The following is a 17,196-nucleotide window of genomic DNA, read 5'->3' as shown; positions in this document are numbered from 1 at the left end:
TTGGAATCCCTAAAAATTCAAAGAATGGAAATCGAACTTATCACACTCGCTGATCTTCAATCATTAAAACAGGAAATCCTCTCAGAAATCCGGGAATTAATCAAACAAAAAAGTCCTGCTTTCACTGAAAAGAAATGGCTCAAATCCCGAGATGTGCAGCGGCTCCTCGGTATTTCCTCAGGCACACTTCAGACCCTCAGAAACCAGGATAAAATCCCATTCACAAGACTGGGAGGAGTCATCTACTATGACCGCCAAGAACTGGAAAAGTGCCTAAAAGAAAATGATCAGAATGAGAACTGGGAGGGGTTGATGAAAAAGTTTAGGATTTGAACCTTATTTACTGATTTCAATATTTTTTGCATAGGAGGCTAATCGTAAAAGATCATAAGCCTTTTTTAAATGCCCTTGAATTACCGACACGGCACTGTGACTAAGAAGTAATGACCTAGAAATTGATTGTTTCTTTTCATTTAGAATTTGTTCAACAACTACTTTCGAATCTTTTTTACCTTTTGTTTCATATACAAATAAGACTTTAACAGAATTTTCTTCAGCTGTGATAGCTCTATCTTTAGGTCTATATCCTAATTGCTTTACCATGGCTTCTGCCATAGCCCAAACTGACCATGGGTTTTGACCTGTAATTAAATTTCTGTCCTGAGTAATTTTTTCTAGATACATAATACCTTCATTAAAAATGGCTCCCTGAGATATCAATTTGTCTTGCAACAGAAAAGGAAATATAGTTTCTGCATTTGAAATTAATAACAACTCTTCCCTATTGGTAAAGCCACTTACCTTCCTGGCTTTTAAAAATGAATTCCCATCCTCTAAGGTGACATTAACAAATGCTGCTGGACCATGACATACAGCGCCAATTACCTTGTTTTTTTATTGAAATCTTTGATAAGAGCCTGTATGTAACTATTATTTGGGAAATCAAACATTGCCCCTTTCCCACCTACAAAATAAATTGCTTCATACGTGTCAGGTTCAATATCATTTAATAATAAACTATTATTTGTTTTAAATTGAGCAATGGAATCATTCAAAAATGCATAATCGAATATCCCCATATCATCATCATCCAACACAACGGGTGGGCGACCTCCTAAAGGGCTAGCTATATCAACTTCAAAACCATTAGCCTTAAAAACATAATAAGCTCTGGCTAATTCCGTTAGTTCGTACCCTGTACTTTTCCCACTCTCTCCCATGGTGTCTGTACTGGTTACAACAGCCAGTATTTTTCCGCGATAAGCAGGTAAATCTTTACTGATGTAATCAATATTATGTGCCTGACTATTTGCTATCGTTTCGTCTTTGGCTGGTAAAAGACTTGAGACATAAATGCCAAGAATGACAAAAATAGCCACTATAATGGCTATGGAGTTTAGTATCCATTTAAGGATCCGGTATTTTTTGAACATGATTTATTTTTTAATTGATTTATAGAGTATGATTGATTAATTCTTAAGGTTGATAAATTATTTTAGACAAGTGTCCTGTTTTATTTATGCCATTCAAACCAAGTTTCCTTATCCCCTTTCTTGATTTCAAATCTTACAGGAAAGGGTTTTGAGGGCTTTAAAGTAGGATACCAGTTCCTTCCCTTTTTAGAAATTATCAGCAACCCTGAGTCCTCTCCCAACACCATAAAATCAGATTCTTTTGGTCCTTTGGAGAAATAATCCAATCCGGAATCATTTCTGATTTTTTCGGCTATTTCCAAAGGAGAGTTTCCAACTATCCCAATTTCGTTAATACATAAAATGCTTTGGCTTGAGAAGTCATCGTTTATTTCATTTTGAAGATCTGACCGCTCGATAAACTCCAAAATATTACCCAAACTATCCTCAAAATACACCGACTTTGCCTTCCAGCTTTTGAAATCCACAATTGGTCCAGATTCTGAATTCAGAATCTGGACCCGATCTAGTAACCATTGATAAGCTTGTTCAATAGAATTATATGGGATTAAGAAGGCATAATGGTATTGGGGACTTGATTCTACTTCCACTTTTTCAAAAATCAATTTTGAAAACCCAACTTGAAAAACAAGCTTGTTCTCATCTTGGAGAAGAATCTCAAAACCCAGTTTTTCCTGATAAAACCTTCTTGTTTTCTCCAAGTTTGCACTTTGTAAAACCAGTGTCAAAATCTCCATTTACCCAGATGTTTATCAAATCATTTCAAAAAGCTCCTTAGTACTTCTCCTCACTTTCTTTCTAAACTGTGCGGAATCATCTACTGCTCGATAACCTACGGGAGCAACCAATACAGCATGTAGTCCCTGATCACTTAAGCCCAAAATTTGGTCATACTTATCCGGTTCAAAACCTTCCATGGGACAGGCATCCAACCTGAGTTCTGCCGCTGCAATCAAGAGATTATTCATGGCCAAATAAACCTGCTTTTCCGACCAGAACTTTCTTTCCAAGTCTTCCATTGAGGAGAGGTTTTCTTTTATGCTTTTCCCATAGGCCAAAATTCCGGAATGATTAGACTCTTCAGCAGCCTCCTGTAGAAGGGAAATATACGAATCAACACCTTCTGTGAAGTTTTGCTTGTAACTACAAAATACAAATAAATGGGAGGCATCCGTGATTTGGGACTGGTTCCAAGAAGCTGCCCGAAGCAGTTCCTTGACTTTTGGATCTTCAATAATCAAAACCTTGTACAATTGAAGACCATAGGAAGATACCGACAGCCTAATGGCCTCTTTGAGCAATTCTAAACTTTTCGAATCAATTTTTTTCTTCGAATCAAATTTCTTTGTGGCATATCGCCAATTCAATGTTTCTATCAATTTCATCTGTTTATTATTTAATTTTCAAAGGTGAGATAGAATCTCGCATAATGACCCCGATGTATCGGGGCATCCCTATGGATATCGAACTTTACCATACTCGATTTCATTTCTTTTCTTTTTTTTGTTTATAAAACCTGATCTTAAAATCAGATTGGAATCCATATTTTAAATACAAGCCCATCCCCATGGCAGAAGCCTGAAGGACAACCTTATTGGCCCCTGTTTTTTTGACTTCCGAAAGTGTGGCTTCAAATAATTGGTTAGCCAAACCCTTTCCTCGAAAAGCGGGAGCAACCCCTATGGAATAAATCCCAACTATCCTCTCTGAGTCGTGGAAGATCATGCTGGTCCCGATGGGTGTTTCTTCAAACAAAGCCGTGTAGAAATCGACTTTTTCTTTCAATGCTAGAATAGTAGGAGCAAGAATTTCATAGCCAAAGGAATCGAAGAACACCCTGGACCAAATACTAGCTTCCTCACCTGAATTAATCTTTTTCAGCATGACATCCAGTTGACCTGAACGAGTGAAGTTTGTTAAATCAGCAGACATTCCTATCAGTTCCATATTGGGCTGAAACCCGATTTTAGCTAAAAGCTTATCTGAAAATCCATCCTCCCAAAGCCCTAGTCCAAGAGGTTTGTCTTTTCCAATTGAGCGAATGATCTCCAGTTTTTCTGATGTCAATTCTCCATCTATCCATAGTTTGTTAGGCCAATCTCCGCTATCTGCAATACTTGCAAAGACGCCCTCTCTGGAGATCAATTCTCCTGAATTCATCCCGCCCAATTTCCAGAGCTCGGTGAGATTGAAAATATTTTGACTTTTCATCATTTGATTAAGATTTGATCAATGAGACTGAAAATATCATCAAGATAATCCCTGCTACTCTCTTCAGAGTAATGGGTTCAACAGGTAATCCAAACCATCCAAAATGGCTGGCAATTGCTGCAAAAATCAGTTGACCGCTTAAACCAAAGGCTACAGTGGTGGCGATACCGATTTTAGGAATAACATAGTAAAATGATGTAATCGCCAGAAAACTGAGAATACCCCCGACAAACAACAAATACACTGGGATCGCTTGGACCTTACTTAAAGCCGAAAGATTTTGAGAAGCAAATAGCAAAACTACAACCGCTAGTCCCCCACTTACTAAGAGGTTGATTGAGGATGCCAAAAGCGCATTATCAAGTCTAACTCCAAGCTGAGCATTTAAACTTCCCTGCATGACTATCAGAATCCCAACTCCAAATGCCAATCCCATCAACTGAAGATTTTCCATAACCAATCTATTTAATAGGGATTGCAATCGGTCGCATGGGAGCTGCTGAAGCACCTCTTAATTTCAAGGAGGATCCGATAAAAGCAAATTCATAAACCCCATCCTCAGCGAGAATCTCCAGATTCATTTGCTCTATAAACATCACCCCCTTTTCAGCCAATAAATAGGTATGCACGGGCACCCAATTATCTTCCCGCTCAGGCGGAAAAGCCTCAAAACTTAGGTTATCTGAACCCAAAAGCATGATTCCTTGATCTTCCACCAACCATTTGACAGCATCCAGATTGATTCCAGGGTACTTATCCAAATACCTTTCAGCCTGCTCATAATGGCGTGCCTGGCCGGTTCGGATGAGAACAATGTCCCCTTCTTGTAATTCAACCTTTTGTTTCGCCAAAGCTTCCCTCAGATCAGAGGAGTTAATTCTATAATTTTCAGGAAGTTGATCTACTTGTTTCAAAGCTAGAATATCAATCAGGACTCCTCTACCGATCACAGGTGGGATAGTCTCAGCACCGGTTTTTTTCCAACCCTTATCTCCCAAATACTCCTCGGCACTAAAGCCATTCCATACCTTCCCATTTAGACCAAAATGGTTGAGTGCATCGATGTGGGTACCCATATGGGTGTACATGGAAATAGCATCCCCCGTGTAGCTCACCTTCAAATTCATGGCCTCCCCTAGCCCATTGGGATTATCAACTACGGTGCCTTTAGGGGTATGAGTCATCCAGAACTGGTAGGCAGGATCTCCTAGGGCATGAAAGCTAGGCATACCTACAAAGTATTCTACACTTAAGTCATACACCTTGCCTGATCTAATTTGGCTCAACACATCCAATCGACTTTTCTCGTCCATCATGTTGAGCGTTCCAATTTCATCTTCAGGTCCCCAGGGACTTATTCCAACTTGTTCGGAGGAAGTCCCCTGAGCTAGTCCTATTCCTACCTGACATGTCAGAAAATAGGAAATGATCATCCATCTTTTCATGATATTAGTTTTTTTTGGTTTATAATGACATTTCAAAGGTCCGTCAATTACAATCCCTGTCGAATGACCTGGATTAAGACTTTTACTTAACCTAGATCAAGATGAATCCTGAACTTCTTTGGCAAAGCCTGGAAAAATACATTGTGTTATCTGACTCAGAGAAGTCCCTAATTCTTTCCAAACTCAGCACCCGCAAATACAAAAAGGGGCAATTTTTGGTATTTGCAGGAGGGAAAAGCAATGTGACCAATTTCGTACTTGAGGGATCGGTTATGGCCTACTTTACGGATGACAAAGGAAAAGACCATATCATCCAATTCGCTTTTGAAGGTTGGTGGATCAGTGACCTGAAAAGCTTCATTACCCAAGGGGAAGCCATTTTTAATGTTCAGGCCTTGGAGGAAAGCACCGTTCTTGAACTTTCTTATGAGGTGTTGGAAGAATTGTATTCTAAAATCCCCCAATTGGAGCGTTTTTTCCGAATTGTTACCCAGCGAGCTTTTGTGTCTTTTCAAGAGCGGATTTTAGAAACCAATAGTCAGTCCGGGGAAGATCGTTATCGCGCTTTTCATGAAAAATTCAAGAAATACGAAACCCGAATTCCCCAGAAACTCATCGCATCCTATTTGGGAGTAACACCAGAGTTTTTTAGTCGGATGAAAAAGAAAATGGACTGGTAAAATCCATGCTTATCATTACTCAGTAATTCTAAAAACCTTTCCATACTCAAACTCAAAACAGCTAATAAGTAATAGGAATGATAGTATTCATTTTAATCAAATTGGGTTCTAATTTGATTAATAGAGGCTTAGATTGAAACCTCTTCATATTTAACCCGAAATTTTGACAGGCGGATTTTTAGAAATTCCTTATTTTCGACAATGGTTACTCGAAGCTCAGCCCTTTTTGAAATTCCTCTTACAGAAGAAGAGGCCCAAATCATTGATGAATTGATCCCGATCAAAACCTTCAAAAAAGGCACAATTCTTCTAGCTGAGGGTCAGGTAGCCAAGGAATCCTATTTCAACCTCAAAGGATTGGTGCGCTTATATTATTTAATAGACGGAGAAGAAAAGACCATCCACTTTTTCGAAGAAGGCCAGCCAATTGCTTCCCTTTCCAGCTACCTGAATAAAACTCCGGCCAATCACTATTTTGAATGTGTGGAAGACACTACTCTGACCATTCTCAGCTATGACAATGAGCAAGAATTAATCAAGCAGGTGCCGGCTTTTGAATCGCTTTGTCGCGTTTCCATTGAGCAAGAGTTTGGAAAAAACCAGCAAATGCTCGCTGATTACATGATCAAGTCACCGGAGAAACGCTACTTGGAATTGCAGGAAAAACAACCTGAACTCCTCAACCGGGTTCCCCAATATATTCTTGCTTCTTATCTTGGAGTAAAGCCGGAATCTTTAAGCAGGATTCGAAAACGATTGGCGACCAAAGCCTGATCTAAGCTACCCGAATGGCCACATTCCCTGCTTTTCTCCCTTTTTCCACATAGGCATGGGCAGCTGGGAGTTCATCAAATGAATAAACTCTATCCAGATAAGGTCTGGCTTTTCTTTCAGCCAGCAAAGATTGAATTACTCTCAAATCTGACTTTTTTTGGTCAGCAATCCCCAAAATGATTTGCTCTTTTTTACCCCCTATAGTTTGCATCAGCAAATCCAAATAATCAGTCAAGGCAGCATCATTAGACAAGTATTTCCCTTCGGGCTTGAGTAAATGTCTGATCTCCCTAAAAGAAGTTTTTCCAACCGCATTGACAATCAGATCAAATTTTTCGGGGAGTATAGTAAAGTCTTCTTTATCATAGCTGATTACCTCATCAGCTCCCCAATTTTTTACCCAATTCGCGTTTTTTGAACTACAGACCCCTACTACATAGGCATCCTTTGCTTTGGCCAATTGAAGCATAGCTGACCCAACCGAGCCGGAGACTCCATGAATTAACACCTTCATTCCAGGATGAAGATTTACTTTTTGAAGAAAATGATATGCGGAAAGAAAGCCAATCGGAACCACCGCAGCTTCCTCAAAACTCAATCCTTCAGGAATTTTTGCGATGGGCGACTCAACGTCAACTGCAACATATTCTGCATAAGTCCCAGATTTCATCCCCATGCTTCCAAAAACCCGGTCCCCGATCTGAAATTCGGCCACTTCCTCTCCAACCATATCAACCACTCCGGCAAACTCATGGCCAAGCAAAGTATTTTTTGGCTTCAATATCCCGGAATGAAACCGAATAGGAAAAGGAGTTGCACTGCGGACTCTCCAGTCTCCCGCTGTCACGGAAGTTGCGTGAATTTTCACCACAATCTGATTGGGATTTGGAATTGGCTTTTCCAGAATTTCAGGATGTAACACATCCGAGGCTCCATAATTTTTGAAGGTAAATGCTTTCATTTTCAACTAGTTTGATTTACTCCTCAAAAGTAAAATCCACTTCTTTCCCAAAAATTGACTTGGGTTAAGAAGTGGATTTCTTCAAAAAAAGAATTACTCAGGACTTCAATGCCAGATGCAAAATTGGAAATGGTTTTCCTTGGGGATCTAATTCAGAACGGCCAATAATTTTAAACCCACAATGAAGGTAAAAGCCCAAGGCCTGCTCGTTCTGTTCATTGACATCCACCTTTTCCACTCCCATTTCATTAATTGCATAGTCTAGGCAAAGTCTACCTAGGCCTTTTCCAAAAGCATTTGAATGCAAAAACAGCATCTCCAAATTCTCTTCAGCCACTCCAAGGAAACCCAAGATTTGACTATCCGAATCCCGTACCACCCTAAGATCAACTGCATGTAAATAGGAATTCAAGATCAAAGGCTTGAAGTAAGCAATATCCTCCTCTGACAAAAAATTATGAGTCTTTCTTACTGAGTCCTCCCAAATTTCCACTAAAAGTGGAAAAACAGAAGGCTCACATTTTTCTATTAAGTAATTCATTTTATAGAGGTTTTCATCAAAGTGAATCCAAGGCGAATTTGGCAATTTCTCGGGTAATGACAGTAGGTGAGTTACAATCGCAGTTACTCAATCCAACCACATAAATATCCTTTTCCGGAAGGTAAACTCCCATGGATTTAAAGCCAAAAACACTTCCTCCATGCTCTCTAACCGGCATTCCTTCTAATTCCTTGATATGCCATCCAAAGCCATATGTCAAGGTTTCTCCATTGGACAAGGTCCCGGGCGTGAAAGCCTTTCGTAGGGTTTCCTTCTTCAGAAGGGTATCCGTGTTCAAGGCATTTTGCCAAATCAGCAAATCATCCACGGTAGACATCAACGAACCAGATGCATAGGGAATATTCAAACTCACCCACATTTTATTGGTATACCCATTTCTGTCATGGTATCCATAGGCTCTGTTTTTTACCAATTCACGATCGGAGGCATAGCGAGAATCTTTCATACCCAATTTTTGAAAAATTCGTTGCTCCACAAAATCCTCATAACTCATTCCAGAAACCAATTCAATCACATAACCCAAAACCACATACCCAGAATTGTTGTATTCAAATTTTTCACCAGGAAGAAAGTCCACTGGCTCATCCTTGAAAAAATCTACCAATTCTTTGGGACTGAGATCATTCCGTGCAATTGTCATGATGGTTTTCATTTTGGTAAAATCCTTGATCCCAGAGGTATGATTCATTAATTGCTGAATGGTTAATTGGGCTCCCTGAACAGGAAAATCGGGAATATACTTTCTAACATCATCTTCGATATTGAGTTTCCCCTCTTCTTCCAATATCAAAATTCCAACCGCAGTAAACTGCTTGGTCATGGAACCGATCTGAAATATATTTTCGGGGACCATTGGTACGTCTAGCTCCAGATTAGCCATTCCAAATGCTTTCCTATAAATAGGCTTTCCATCTTTGGCTACCATAAAAACTGCTCCAGGTCCTTCTTTTTCAAACAATTCTGTCAATAGACTATCAATCTTAGTTTCCAGAGTTTGAGCTTTGAGGCCTAGTTGGCTTAAAAGCAACAGTGCAAAAAGCATACAGATAGTGAGGGCGTTTTTAGTTTGTTTTTGAGTTTTCATTTCTATTCTTTGACTAATGATATGGGATTGCCAATTCCATATGGAGGCAATATTTGAATTGATTTAAATTTTGAGATTTGTAATTAGGGAATCTTTTTAAGCTTATTGGGAAGCATTGATTTCCAATACTTCCTTCAACAAGGAATCTAAGGCGGTACGATCCAGCAATTTTCCGTTGAATATGACTGCAGCTATATCTTTTGAGGCTCGGATATCCTCCAAGGGATTTGAGTTCAGAAGGACAAGGTTGGCGTTTTTACCGATAGATATTGTCCCCTCTAGTGCTTGAGTTCCAAGATATCTGGCTGAAGTTATCGTTGCTGCCTTCAGGATTTCAAATGGATCTAAACCGACTTCCTGTAAAAGCTCCATTTCTTCGTGAACTGAAAAGCCAGGAACTACCAAACCAAAGGTATCTGACCCAATCATCAAGGGTATTCCTGCCTCAGCCAAATGGAGGGTAAAATCCTTCATCCACTCCAGCCATTCAGTTAATAAGACTGTAGCATCCTTTCCAAAAAGCACTTTTCCTTTTAAATCTTTTCTGTAGGGGTTTTCCTCTGAAAGCCAGTAATTCCTATCCCCGGGAAGTAGATATTGTGCTTGATCCAGTTCTCTTAACTTTTCGAATTGAGCATCATTTAGGTAATGAACAATCCGCTCAAATACTTTTAGCGTGGGCACTATAGTTATTCCACTGACTTGGATAGCCTGAACGGTCTCGCTCATAACCTCTTCATTCTTTCGCTGTTCCTCATCAAAGAGGTAGACAAACTCTTCGACATGCTCGATGGACTTCATTCTCAAAGAATAGTCTAAATCCATCGCCCGTTGAGCATGTCCAATGACAGGAAGCTTAACCTTTTCGGCTTCCTCCAATAGGGTCAGGTAGATATTTTTCGGAAGATTGTCTGCAATCTTTAGAAAATCATAACCTTTTTCCAGATGGGTTTTCACGACCTCTAAAGCCTCTTCTTCTGTTTGAAGCATGGAAGAATTCAGATATGGTCCAGTTGTAAAATACCTTGGCCCAAAAATTTCACCGGAATTGATTTTTTCACGGATATCCACCTGATCCTGCCAATCGTATTCGGCCATATTACGGACGGTAGTCACCCCATTAGCAAGCAAAAGATTGAGGTCACGCTCAATGCCTCCATCTTGATTTCTCCAGTGAAAATGCATTTCATGAAACCCCGGCACCATAAACTTTCCGGTACCATCAACTACTTGAAAGGAGTCCGAATTCTGATTTTCAGAAGCCTCCTGAATACTCAGTTTTCCCATGTGCAATAAGCACATCTTGATCTTGCAAAACCCGCTTAGATTCCATTGTAATCACATGGACATGCTTAATCAGCAAGGTATCAGCATCTTGATCAGGATTAACACCGTTCCAAAAAGGCAATAAGATTCCCAGAATGAATAATTTCATTTTCAAATTTTGTTTACTAGTTAGTTTGGAAATTAGTCCAGACGGGAAAGCCTAAGGTTCTTTACCCGTCCATTTGAAAGCTTGACTTGCTTCACTTTTCCCTCTGAATCAGGAAAGAATTCTACTGTAAGAACCGGCCAGCTTCCCCGGAATGCATTCGCTGTAAGTCTTTCTAAAGGGATCTCACCATGCCTTGGATGATAGGCCACTAAGCCTTCTCCATTTACTGAAAACCAATAAGAGGTCTGAAGCTCCTCGCTGTAAAATTCCCCTTCGAAATTCTCCAAATCAGCTACTGAAAAGGCATTTTCTCCCAGCAGAATCAAAGGATTTATTATCTCTTCCTTTGAAAGCAACCGTGCTCCGTTAACTTCCCCTTCTTCAATTTCAAATCTTAATTCACGCCCATCGGATTTGGGAAAAGCGAATGTTCCATTTCCCAAATGATTTAGAAGAAATTCAGATTCACCAACTTTTGCGACAATTCCAGAATCTCCTGCCAAAATTTGGATCAGTTGCTTTTCATAGGTATCCCAATATTTACCCACAAAGAGTTTGCTATCATTTGATTCAAGAGCATCAGCTTCTTTTGCCTTAACGATGGATTGATCTTGAGAACTTAAATCCGTACCTAAAATTATTTCAGACAGCCTTGTGAGTCTTTGGCCCAAGTTGGAGGAGCTATAATTAGAAAGCATAACAATGCTCAATCTTGATTCTGGGAAAGTGGCAAGCTGCGCCCGAAACCCACCGATAGAGCCTGAGTGATGGATTCGTTTATGTCCATTAAACTCGTCTACAAAAAGCCCAAAGGCATAATTGCTAGGTTGCCCGTTGGAATAAATTCCAACCTCTTTTATTTGCTCAAAAGCATTCTCCCAGCCCGGTGTAGGGCGGTATAAATTTTTAGCCCAATAAAGTAAATCCTCTGTAGTGGAATGAATATTTCCTGCTCCTGTATAGTTCCAATAATCCATTGCCCGCTCAAATATTGCTCCTTGACTGTGGTAATAAGAAAAGGCATTTCCAGGAATTACTCGTGTGTAATTGTCTTCAACATAAGTGTGTGTCATTCCTAGAGGATCGAAAACCTCATTCTTTATCCATTCGGCAAAAGATTTTCCGGAAAGTCCCTCTACGACCAAGGCCATGAGCACATAACCGGTATTACAATAGCCGAATCGCTCACCCACCGGATAATTGAGATCCTTTTGCAAGGTTACAAATCGAAATACATCCTCATTAGTACGCAAATCATCACCCCTCCATCCTGCCAAGCCCAGCATATCATGCACACTTCTCAGTCCACTACTATGGTGAATCAAATGTCGAAAAGTGATTGGCTGACCAAAATCAGGGACTTCAGGAAGATACTTTTGGACTTCATCATCCAAGGAAAGTAAACCCTTTTCAGCCATTCGAACGATGGCCATCGCTGTAAATTGCTTGGAAACAGAAGCAATATTAAATAGAGTATTCGGCGAATTTGGAACACCAAAGTCTATACTAGCAAGCCCAAAAGCCTTGGAGTAGAGAACCCTACCATCTTGCATCACTGCAACCGAACCTCCAGGCATACCCGGCTGATTCCATTTCCTAAAAACTGAATCAATTGCGGCTACCTGATCAGCATTTAATTGTGCAAAGGAAATCCCGATGGCATTTATATACAGAATGAAAATGAGGGCTAGCTTTTTCATAGGCTATTGATTACATAGTGATTTCTAGTTTCAAAAGTAAGGGACCCTTTTCCCTTGGACATTGACTTAGGTTAAGAATTGATTTTTCTTCAATATCTACAATTTTTCACTTCTTAACCCAGATCAATGTACAGCCTTTTTCAGCACCCTAGGTTTGTAGAAAATTTAGAAAATGAAATCGAGCATGACTTAGCAGTCACAGACTGGAATGACTATTAAACATGCGAGATTCCATGTGGCAACTGAAAAACAATTATAGACACATGAAAAAGGAACTTCATCCAAGCGATAGAAATCTCCATTTAGGACTGACAGGCATACTTTACTTGCTGGTAATTGTTTGCGGGCTCTTCAGTGAAATGGGAGTAAGAGGTGTATTATTCATTCCTGAAGACCTCATCCAGACGATGGAAAACATCCAAGGAAACCAAAGCCTACTTAGACTGGGAGTGGCTTCAGACATGCTAATGGTACTAGCCGATGTAGGATTGGCTTGGTTCTTCTTGATCTTATTTCAAGAGAACTTTCCAAGACTTTCTTATTTGGCGGCCTTTTTCCGCTTGGTTCAAGCAGGAATTATCGGAATCAATCTGATACACCTCTTACAGATTCCTTCTCTTTTCCAGTTTTTCCCCGAGACCAGTGATGCACCATGGGTAGCTCAACAAATAGGCTATCTATTTGAATCACATCGTATGGGCTATCTACTCAGCGGAATTCCATTTGGAATGAGCTGTATCCTATTGGGCTATATGATGTATCAATCCGGTTGGTTCTCCAGAATTCTTGGAGCCATGGTATTCATTGCCGGGTTTGCCTACCTGATTGATTCCTTTACCAATATCCTCTCGCCCCAATACGCACCACAAAGTGAAATACTCGTATTGACTACCGCCGTGATTTCAGAATTATCCTTGTGTATTTACCTAATATTCAAAGGATTCAGAAATAACTAAACCAACTATTTACAAATAAACACAAGCAAAATGAGAAAAATCATTTCAACATTCGCAGTGGTTCTTGCCGCTACCCTTCTCTTAAGTTCCTGCCATTCCTATACAGTTACAGTAGGAGAAGGCTCCCAAACCGGTATTGAATACCGAGAGAAAAACCATTACCTGATTGAGGGCTTAGCACCCCTAAAAATTTCCGATCCTGAAAAAATGGCTCGGGGTGCCAAAGATTATGAGGTCACCACCAAGCACACCTTTGTGGATGGATTGGTTCATGTATTGACTTTCGGGATCTATGCTCCTACGACTACCATTGTAAGGAAGTAAAATCACGCACAATCAAAAAAGAAAGGGTATCCGCAGGTTACCTGTGGATACCCTTGAATCATCAAAGCAATTATCTCATCAAAAAGTCCTTTTCTCCATGCTTTTAACACCTAATTCTGAATTGGAGCTAATCATCCGATGAAACAGACTTTTATGTTGCTATCCATTATCAATTAAAAAATGAAAAACATAATGACTGAAAAACACAATTCAATCGATTTTCCACCTCCAACGATTATTCCTATTAACGGTATTAAACTCGAAGTCTTTGAGGCTGGCAAATCAAATGTCAATAAACCAATTGTACTCTGCCATGGCTTTCCAGAAAATGCATTTTCTTGGCGTTTCCAAGTCCCAGCATTAGTCCAAGCCGGTTTCCATGTAATCGTTCCAAACCAAAGAGGTTATGGTAATTCCTCTTCTCCAACTGAAATAGCGAGTTTCGATATCAAAAATCTAACTGATGACCTTGTTGCGTTGCTTGATTATTATGGATATCAAGATGCAACTTTTATGGGCCATGATTGGGGAGCAAATGTGGTTTGGAACCTGGCATTACTGCATCCGGAACGGGTAAAAAATGTAATTAACCTTGCTCTACCTTATCAAGAAAGAGGGAAGAAACCTTGGCTATCATTTATGGAAGAGGTCTTTGGTGAGGATTTCTATTTTGTGCATTTTAACAAACAGCCAGGTGTAGCCGATGTTATATTGGAGCAAAATACAGAACAGTTCCTTCGTAATATGTTCCGAAAAAACCTCCCACTTGCACCTCCTGAGCCAGGAATGTTGATGATTAACCTTGCTAAAGCTGAAGAACCACTTGGTGATCCTTTACTGAATGAACATGAACTCTCTGTTTTTGTCTCAGCCTTCGAGTCATCAGGATTTACAGGTGCTATAAATTGGTATAGAAACATGGATAGAAATTGGCACTTGTTAGCTGACGTAAAACCATTGATTCAACATCCTACACTTATGATTTATGGGAATCGTGATTTAATTCCGAAATCACCGAATCTAAAAGAGTTTGCACCGAATTTAGTTGAGATCAGTCTTGATTGCGGTCATTGGATTCAACAAGAATTACCAGAAGAAACGAATCAAGCAATAGTGAAGTGGCTGGAACAGCAGTCTGCTTAAAAGGTAATTAACCCATTAACAGTTTCTACAAGATCGATATCCTGATCTGAAAATCCCTGATTCAATTTCAGAAAAATTGAAATCATCAGAGTGTCAATACACTACACTTTAATAACCAAGACTCACACTAACCATAAAATACTATGCCCCATTTTATTGTCGAATGTTCCGAGGTGCTTTTTGAAAAGCAGCCTCCGGAAAAAATTATGAAAACGATTTATGAAGCAGCAACCGCATCAGGCTTATTTCAGCCGGAAGATATTAAAGTCAGAATAAGACCCTTTACCTATTCATTCGGAACATTTACACCTTCCGAGTTTATCCATGTCTTTGGTAATATCATGGAAGGCCGCACGGCTGAACAAAAAAATGCACTATCAGAAAGTATAGTAGAAGCGCTCAATCAGATTTTCCCCGAGCTTACAATTATTTCCATGAATATCAGAGATTTTGAAAAGCAGGGATATTTCAACAAAAAAATGCTTGGCTAAACCCCATTTAATTCAAAAATCCCAACAAGTTTGCTTTATACGTTTGACCTATTGGCAGTTTTGTTCCTGATATACTAACTTGATTTCCTTCCACAAACTCTATCTGGTCCCGATTGATCAGATAGGACTTATGAACTCTTATAAAGGGAGGAGATACTAGCTTCTCTTCCAAATCCGAAATCTTATCCGGACAAATCAACATCCCTCCGGTATGAAAGACTTTGGTGTAATTCCCCAATGCTTCCACGTAAAAGATGTCTTGCAGCTCAAGTTGTACCAGCTTTTTATCTGATTTGAGGAAAATTCTGGAAGATGATTCTTCAGCTATACTAGTCCCCATGTTTTCCTGAGAAACTTTCAATTTATTGATTGCCTTAATAAAACGATCCAGGCCAAATGGCTTCAATAAATAATCTGTGATATCTAACTCATAGCCCTCCAATGCAAATTCCTGATATGCAGAAGTGACAATGACTTTTGGCGGATCGGTGATTGACTTGAGCATTTCAAAACCGGTCAACTTGGGCATATTAATGTCCAAAAAGATCAAATCAACTTTTTCCTTTCTAAAAAACTCCAGCGCCTCAAATCCATTGTAGAAATTCCCAACCTTATTCAAAAAAGAAAAATTCTCACTGTAACTCTCAATAATTCGATGAGCGATCGGCTCATCATCCAATATCACGTAGTTGATTAGTTCCATAAAATCTCCAAGGTCACTTGATGAATATCCTTATTTTTTGTGATTTGCAAAAAATGAGCCTCCGGGTAGGCCAACTTCAGCCTTCTTTTAAGATTTTCCAGCCCGATACCGGATTCTTTGCTTTGTAAACTTGGATCGAAGTTATTCTCAACGGTAAATCTCAGCTTCTCCTGATTTGAGCTGATGGAAACTTTGACAAAGGCCTGCTCGGTCAACTTCTCTACTCCATGCTTAAAGGCATTTTCCAAAGGGACGATTAACAGCAGCGGTGAAATCATCTTATCCTGTTCCAAGCTTAACTGAAAATCAATCTTAGGATGGTATCGATGTCTTAATTTCTGCAAGCCCAGAAAGTTCTCCAGGTAGTGTATTTCCTTACTGAGCAATACTTCATTTTGGCTCCCCTCATAAATAGTGTATCGCATCATATCTGAAAGCTTTAACACCACTTCCGGAGCCTCATCGGATTTTTCCACGCAAAGTCCATACAGGTTGTTCAGCGTATTAAATAGAAAATGAGGATTGATCTGGTTCTTCAACATGGCGAGTTCCGCTTGATTCTTTTCAGCTTCCAACTCTTTCATCCTTTTCCATTGCTCAAAAATCCATAGCAACAAGAAAATTGGAATGGGAAACAACAGTAGAAAGATTGCCAACTCCCGGTTTTCCTGATAGGTATTTTCATTCCACCGGAGTAAAACAAACAGAGCCCATACCAATCCATAAAAACCAAGAATATACTTCCTGTATTTTTTGAAAAAGGCCGGAGCAACAAACTGCGCTATCCCCATCCAAAATAGGATCAAAAGGAAAATGGAAACCGGATTATCTGGAATGGACATCCACTGATCCAAAAGCAAAACGAAACAAAAGAAAATTGCGAGAGAGAAAATATGAATCAGGCTCTTCCTTCGAACCTGGATTTTTTTACCGTAATAAAAAATCAAACTAACCAATATCCACCAGGATCCAAGAATCAGGATATTTTCAAGGTATTCAACAGGATCAATTCGAATAAACCCCAGCAACTGGAGAATGAACGTGACCAACAAAGTCACTGCTAATCCCCATCCTAATGACCTGAAAAATGAAGCTTTTGGAAACATTCTTCTAAGGTAGCCAAACCCTGTTTTCCAAAAAATAAAGATGACCAACTAGCCATTTTTCATGACGAACCTATCAAAACGCTCTTTCCAATAAGAAATACCTGAAATAAGCAGTTTGTCATCATTCCAGACTAGTTCGACATGTTAATTAGATCGGCTTCAAAGAATTCCCAAGCTTCGTAAAATCA

General features: G+C 39.6%; 22 protein-coding genes. 7 read left to right on the top strand and 15 right to left on the bottom strand.

All coding sequences use genetic code 11. From position 1 onward, the window contains the following. Nucleotides 1-24 precede the first annotated feature (24 nt). Entirely contained in the window at nucleotides 25-333 is a 309-nt protein-coding gene (locus CDH51_RS18710) for a helix-turn-helix domain-containing protein (protein ID WP_100630077.1), read from the top strand. A 3-nt stretch (nucleotides 334-336) separates the two neighbouring features. Here the strand turns inward: CDH51_RS18710 and CDH51_RS20225 are convergent, their stop codons facing one another. The 7 genes from CDH51_RS20225 to CDH51_RS18680 all read right to left on the bottom strand — a co-directional run bounded on the left by CDH51_RS20225 (nucleotide 337) and on the right by CDH51_RS18680 (nucleotide 5,089). After that, nucleotides 337-774, bottom strand: coding sequence for a type 1 glutamine amidotransferase family protein (locus CDH51_RS20225; protein ID WP_198514354.1), 438 nt, complete (start codon nucleotides 772-774; stop codon nucleotides 337-339). Nucleotides 775-881: 107 nt separating this feature from the next. Continuing rightward, on the bottom strand, nucleotides 882-1,433 hold the full coding sequence (locus tag CDH51_RS20220) for a type 1 glutamine amidotransferase family protein (RefSeq protein ID WP_198514353.1): 552 nt from the start codon (nucleotides 1,431-1,433) through the stop codon (nucleotides 882-884). Between the two features lie 80 nt (nucleotides 1,434-1,513). Beyond that, the gene (locus CDH51_RS18700; RefSeq protein ID WP_100630075.1) at nucleotides 1,514-2,170 is read right to left on the bottom strand and encodes a VOC family protein; all 657 of its coding nucleotides are present in this window, start codon (nucleotides 2,168-2,170) and stop codon (nucleotides 1,514-1,516) included. Nucleotides 2,171-2,185: 15 nt separating this feature from the next. Beyond that, nucleotides 2,186-2,818, bottom strand: a complete 633-nt coding sequence (locus CDH51_RS18695) for an NAD(P)H-dependent oxidoreductase (RefSeq protein ID WP_100630073.1) — start codon at nucleotides 2,816-2,818, stop codon at nucleotides 2,186-2,188. Nucleotides 2,819-2,918: 100 nt separating this feature from the next. Then, nucleotides 2,919-3,647, bottom strand: coding sequence for a GNAT family N-acetyltransferase (locus CDH51_RS18690; protein ID WP_100630071.1), 729 nt, complete (start codon nucleotides 3,645-3,647; stop codon nucleotides 2,919-2,921). Nucleotides 3,648-3,651: 4 nt separating this feature from the next. Beyond that, the gene (locus tag CDH51_RS18685) at nucleotides 3,652-4,098 is read right to left on the bottom strand and encodes a DMT family transporter (protein WP_100630069.1); all 447 of its coding nucleotides are present in this window, start codon (nucleotides 4,096-4,098) and stop codon (nucleotides 3,652-3,654) included. Between the two features lie 7 nt (nucleotides 4,099-4,105). After that, nucleotides 4,106-5,089, bottom strand: coding sequence for a cyclase family protein (locus CDH51_RS18680; RefSeq protein ID WP_100630068.1), 984 nt, complete (start codon nucleotides 5,087-5,089; stop codon nucleotides 4,106-4,108). 101 nt (nucleotides 5,090-5,190) lie between these two features. Between CDH51_RS18680 and CDH51_RS18675 the strand changes: the two genes are divergently transcribed. Beyond that, the gene (locus CDH51_RS18675; protein WP_100630066.1) at nucleotides 5,191-5,769 is read left to right on the top strand and encodes a Crp/Fnr family transcriptional regulator; all 579 of its coding nucleotides are present in this window, start codon (nucleotides 5,191-5,193) and stop codon (nucleotides 5,767-5,769) included. A gap of 201 nt (nucleotides 5,770-5,970) precedes the next feature. Beyond that, the gene (locus tag CDH51_RS18670) at nucleotides 5,971-6,543 is read left to right on the top strand and encodes a Crp/Fnr family transcriptional regulator (RefSeq protein ID WP_100630064.1); all 573 of its coding nucleotides are present in this window, start codon (nucleotides 5,971-5,973) and stop codon (nucleotides 6,541-6,543) included. Between the two features lies 1 nt (nucleotide 6,544). Here the strand turns inward: CDH51_RS18670 and CDH51_RS18665 are convergent, their stop codons facing one another. From CDH51_RS18665 to CDH51_RS18640, 6 genes are all read right to left on the bottom strand, one after another. Beyond that, the gene (locus CDH51_RS18665; RefSeq protein WP_100630063.1) at nucleotides 6,545-7,504 is read right to left on the bottom strand and encodes an NAD(P)-dependent alcohol dehydrogenase; all 960 of its coding nucleotides are present in this window, start codon (nucleotides 7,502-7,504) and stop codon (nucleotides 6,545-6,547) included. A gap of 97 nt (nucleotides 7,505-7,601) precedes the next feature. Continuing rightward, nucleotides 7,602-8,045 carry a GNAT family N-acetyltransferase gene (locus CDH51_RS18660; protein ID WP_100630061.1) on the bottom strand — a complete coding sequence of 148 codons (444 nt, stop codon included), beginning with the start codon at nucleotides 8,043-8,045 and terminating at the stop codon, nucleotides 7,602-7,604. A 16-nt stretch (nucleotides 8,046-8,061) separates the two neighbouring features. Next, nucleotides 8,062-9,150 (bottom strand): serine hydrolase domain-containing protein, encoded by a 1,089-nt coding sequence (locus tag CDH51_RS18655; RefSeq protein ID WP_198514352.1) that lies wholly within the window; start codon nucleotides 9,148-9,150, stop codon nucleotides 8,062-8,064. 102 nt (nucleotides 9,151-9,252) lie between these two features. Next, nucleotides 9,253-10,437, bottom strand: a complete 1,185-nt coding sequence (locus CDH51_RS18650; protein ID WP_157807175.1) for an amidohydrolase family protein — start codon at nucleotides 10,435-10,437, stop codon at nucleotides 9,253-9,255. After that, nucleotides 10,406-10,585 (bottom strand): hypothetical protein, encoded by a 180-nt coding sequence (locus tag CDH51_RS18645; protein ID WP_100630057.1) that lies wholly within the window; start codon nucleotides 10,583-10,585, stop codon nucleotides 10,406-10,408. Before CDH51_RS18645 ends, CDH51_RS18650 begins: the two co-directional genes overlap by 32 nt. Before the next feature lie 32 nt (nucleotides 10,586-10,617). Then, nucleotides 10,618-12,285: a serine hydrolase domain-containing protein gene (locus CDH51_RS18640; protein ID WP_100630056.1), complete on the bottom strand. Its 1,668-nt coding sequence runs from the start codon at nucleotides 12,283-12,285 to the stop codon at nucleotides 10,618-10,620. A gap of 263 nt (nucleotides 12,286-12,548) precedes the next feature. Here CDH51_RS18640 and CDH51_RS18635 point away from each other — a divergent pair, with 263 nt between their 5' ends. From CDH51_RS18635 to CDH51_RS18620, 4 genes are all read left to right on the top strand, one after another. Beyond that, a complete protein-coding gene (locus CDH51_RS18635) occupies nucleotides 12,549-13,241 on the top strand; it encodes a DUF4386 domain-containing protein (protein WP_157807174.1) in 693 nt (230 codons plus the stop codon). Nucleotides 13,242-13,271: 30 nt separating this feature from the next. Further along, the gene (locus tag CDH51_RS18630; protein WP_100630052.1) at nucleotides 13,272-13,565 is read left to right on the top strand and encodes a Bor family protein; all 294 of its coding nucleotides are present in this window, start codon (nucleotides 13,272-13,274) and stop codon (nucleotides 13,563-13,565) included. Nucleotides 13,566-13,745: 180 nt separating this feature from the next. Beyond that, nucleotides 13,746-14,708, top strand: coding sequence for an alpha/beta fold hydrolase (locus CDH51_RS18625; RefSeq protein WP_100630051.1), 963 nt, complete (start codon nucleotides 13,746-13,748; stop codon nucleotides 14,706-14,708). A 143-nt stretch (nucleotides 14,709-14,851) separates the two neighbouring features. Further along, nucleotides 14,852-15,199 (top strand): 5-carboxymethyl-2-hydroxymuconate Delta-isomerase, encoded by a 348-nt coding sequence (locus CDH51_RS18620; protein WP_100630050.1) that lies wholly within the window; start codon nucleotides 14,852-14,854, stop codon nucleotides 15,197-15,199. Between the two features lie 7 nt (nucleotides 15,200-15,206). Here CDH51_RS18620 and CDH51_RS18615 read toward each other — a convergent pair whose 3' ends face one another. Beyond that, entirely contained in the window at nucleotides 15,207-15,902 is a 696-nt protein-coding gene (locus CDH51_RS18615; RefSeq protein WP_100630049.1) for a LytR/AlgR family response regulator transcription factor, read from the bottom strand. Next, nucleotides 15,893-17,008, bottom strand: a complete 1,116-nt coding sequence (locus CDH51_RS18610) for a sensor histidine kinase (protein WP_100630048.1) — start codon at nucleotides 17,006-17,008, stop codon at nucleotides 15,893-15,895. Before CDH51_RS18610 ends, CDH51_RS18615 begins: the two co-directional genes overlap by 10 nt. Nucleotides 17,009-17,196: the final 188 nt, after the last annotated feature.

It is taken from the genome of Algoriphagus formosus, from assembly GCF_002807035.1.
Classification (GTDB): domain Bacteria; phylum Bacteroidota; class Bacteroidia; order Cytophagales; family Cyclobacteriaceae; genus Algoriphagus; species Algoriphagus formosus.
The sequence above is the reverse complement of the archived record's forward strand: the minus strand, read 5'-3'. Positions and strand labels throughout refer to the sequence as shown.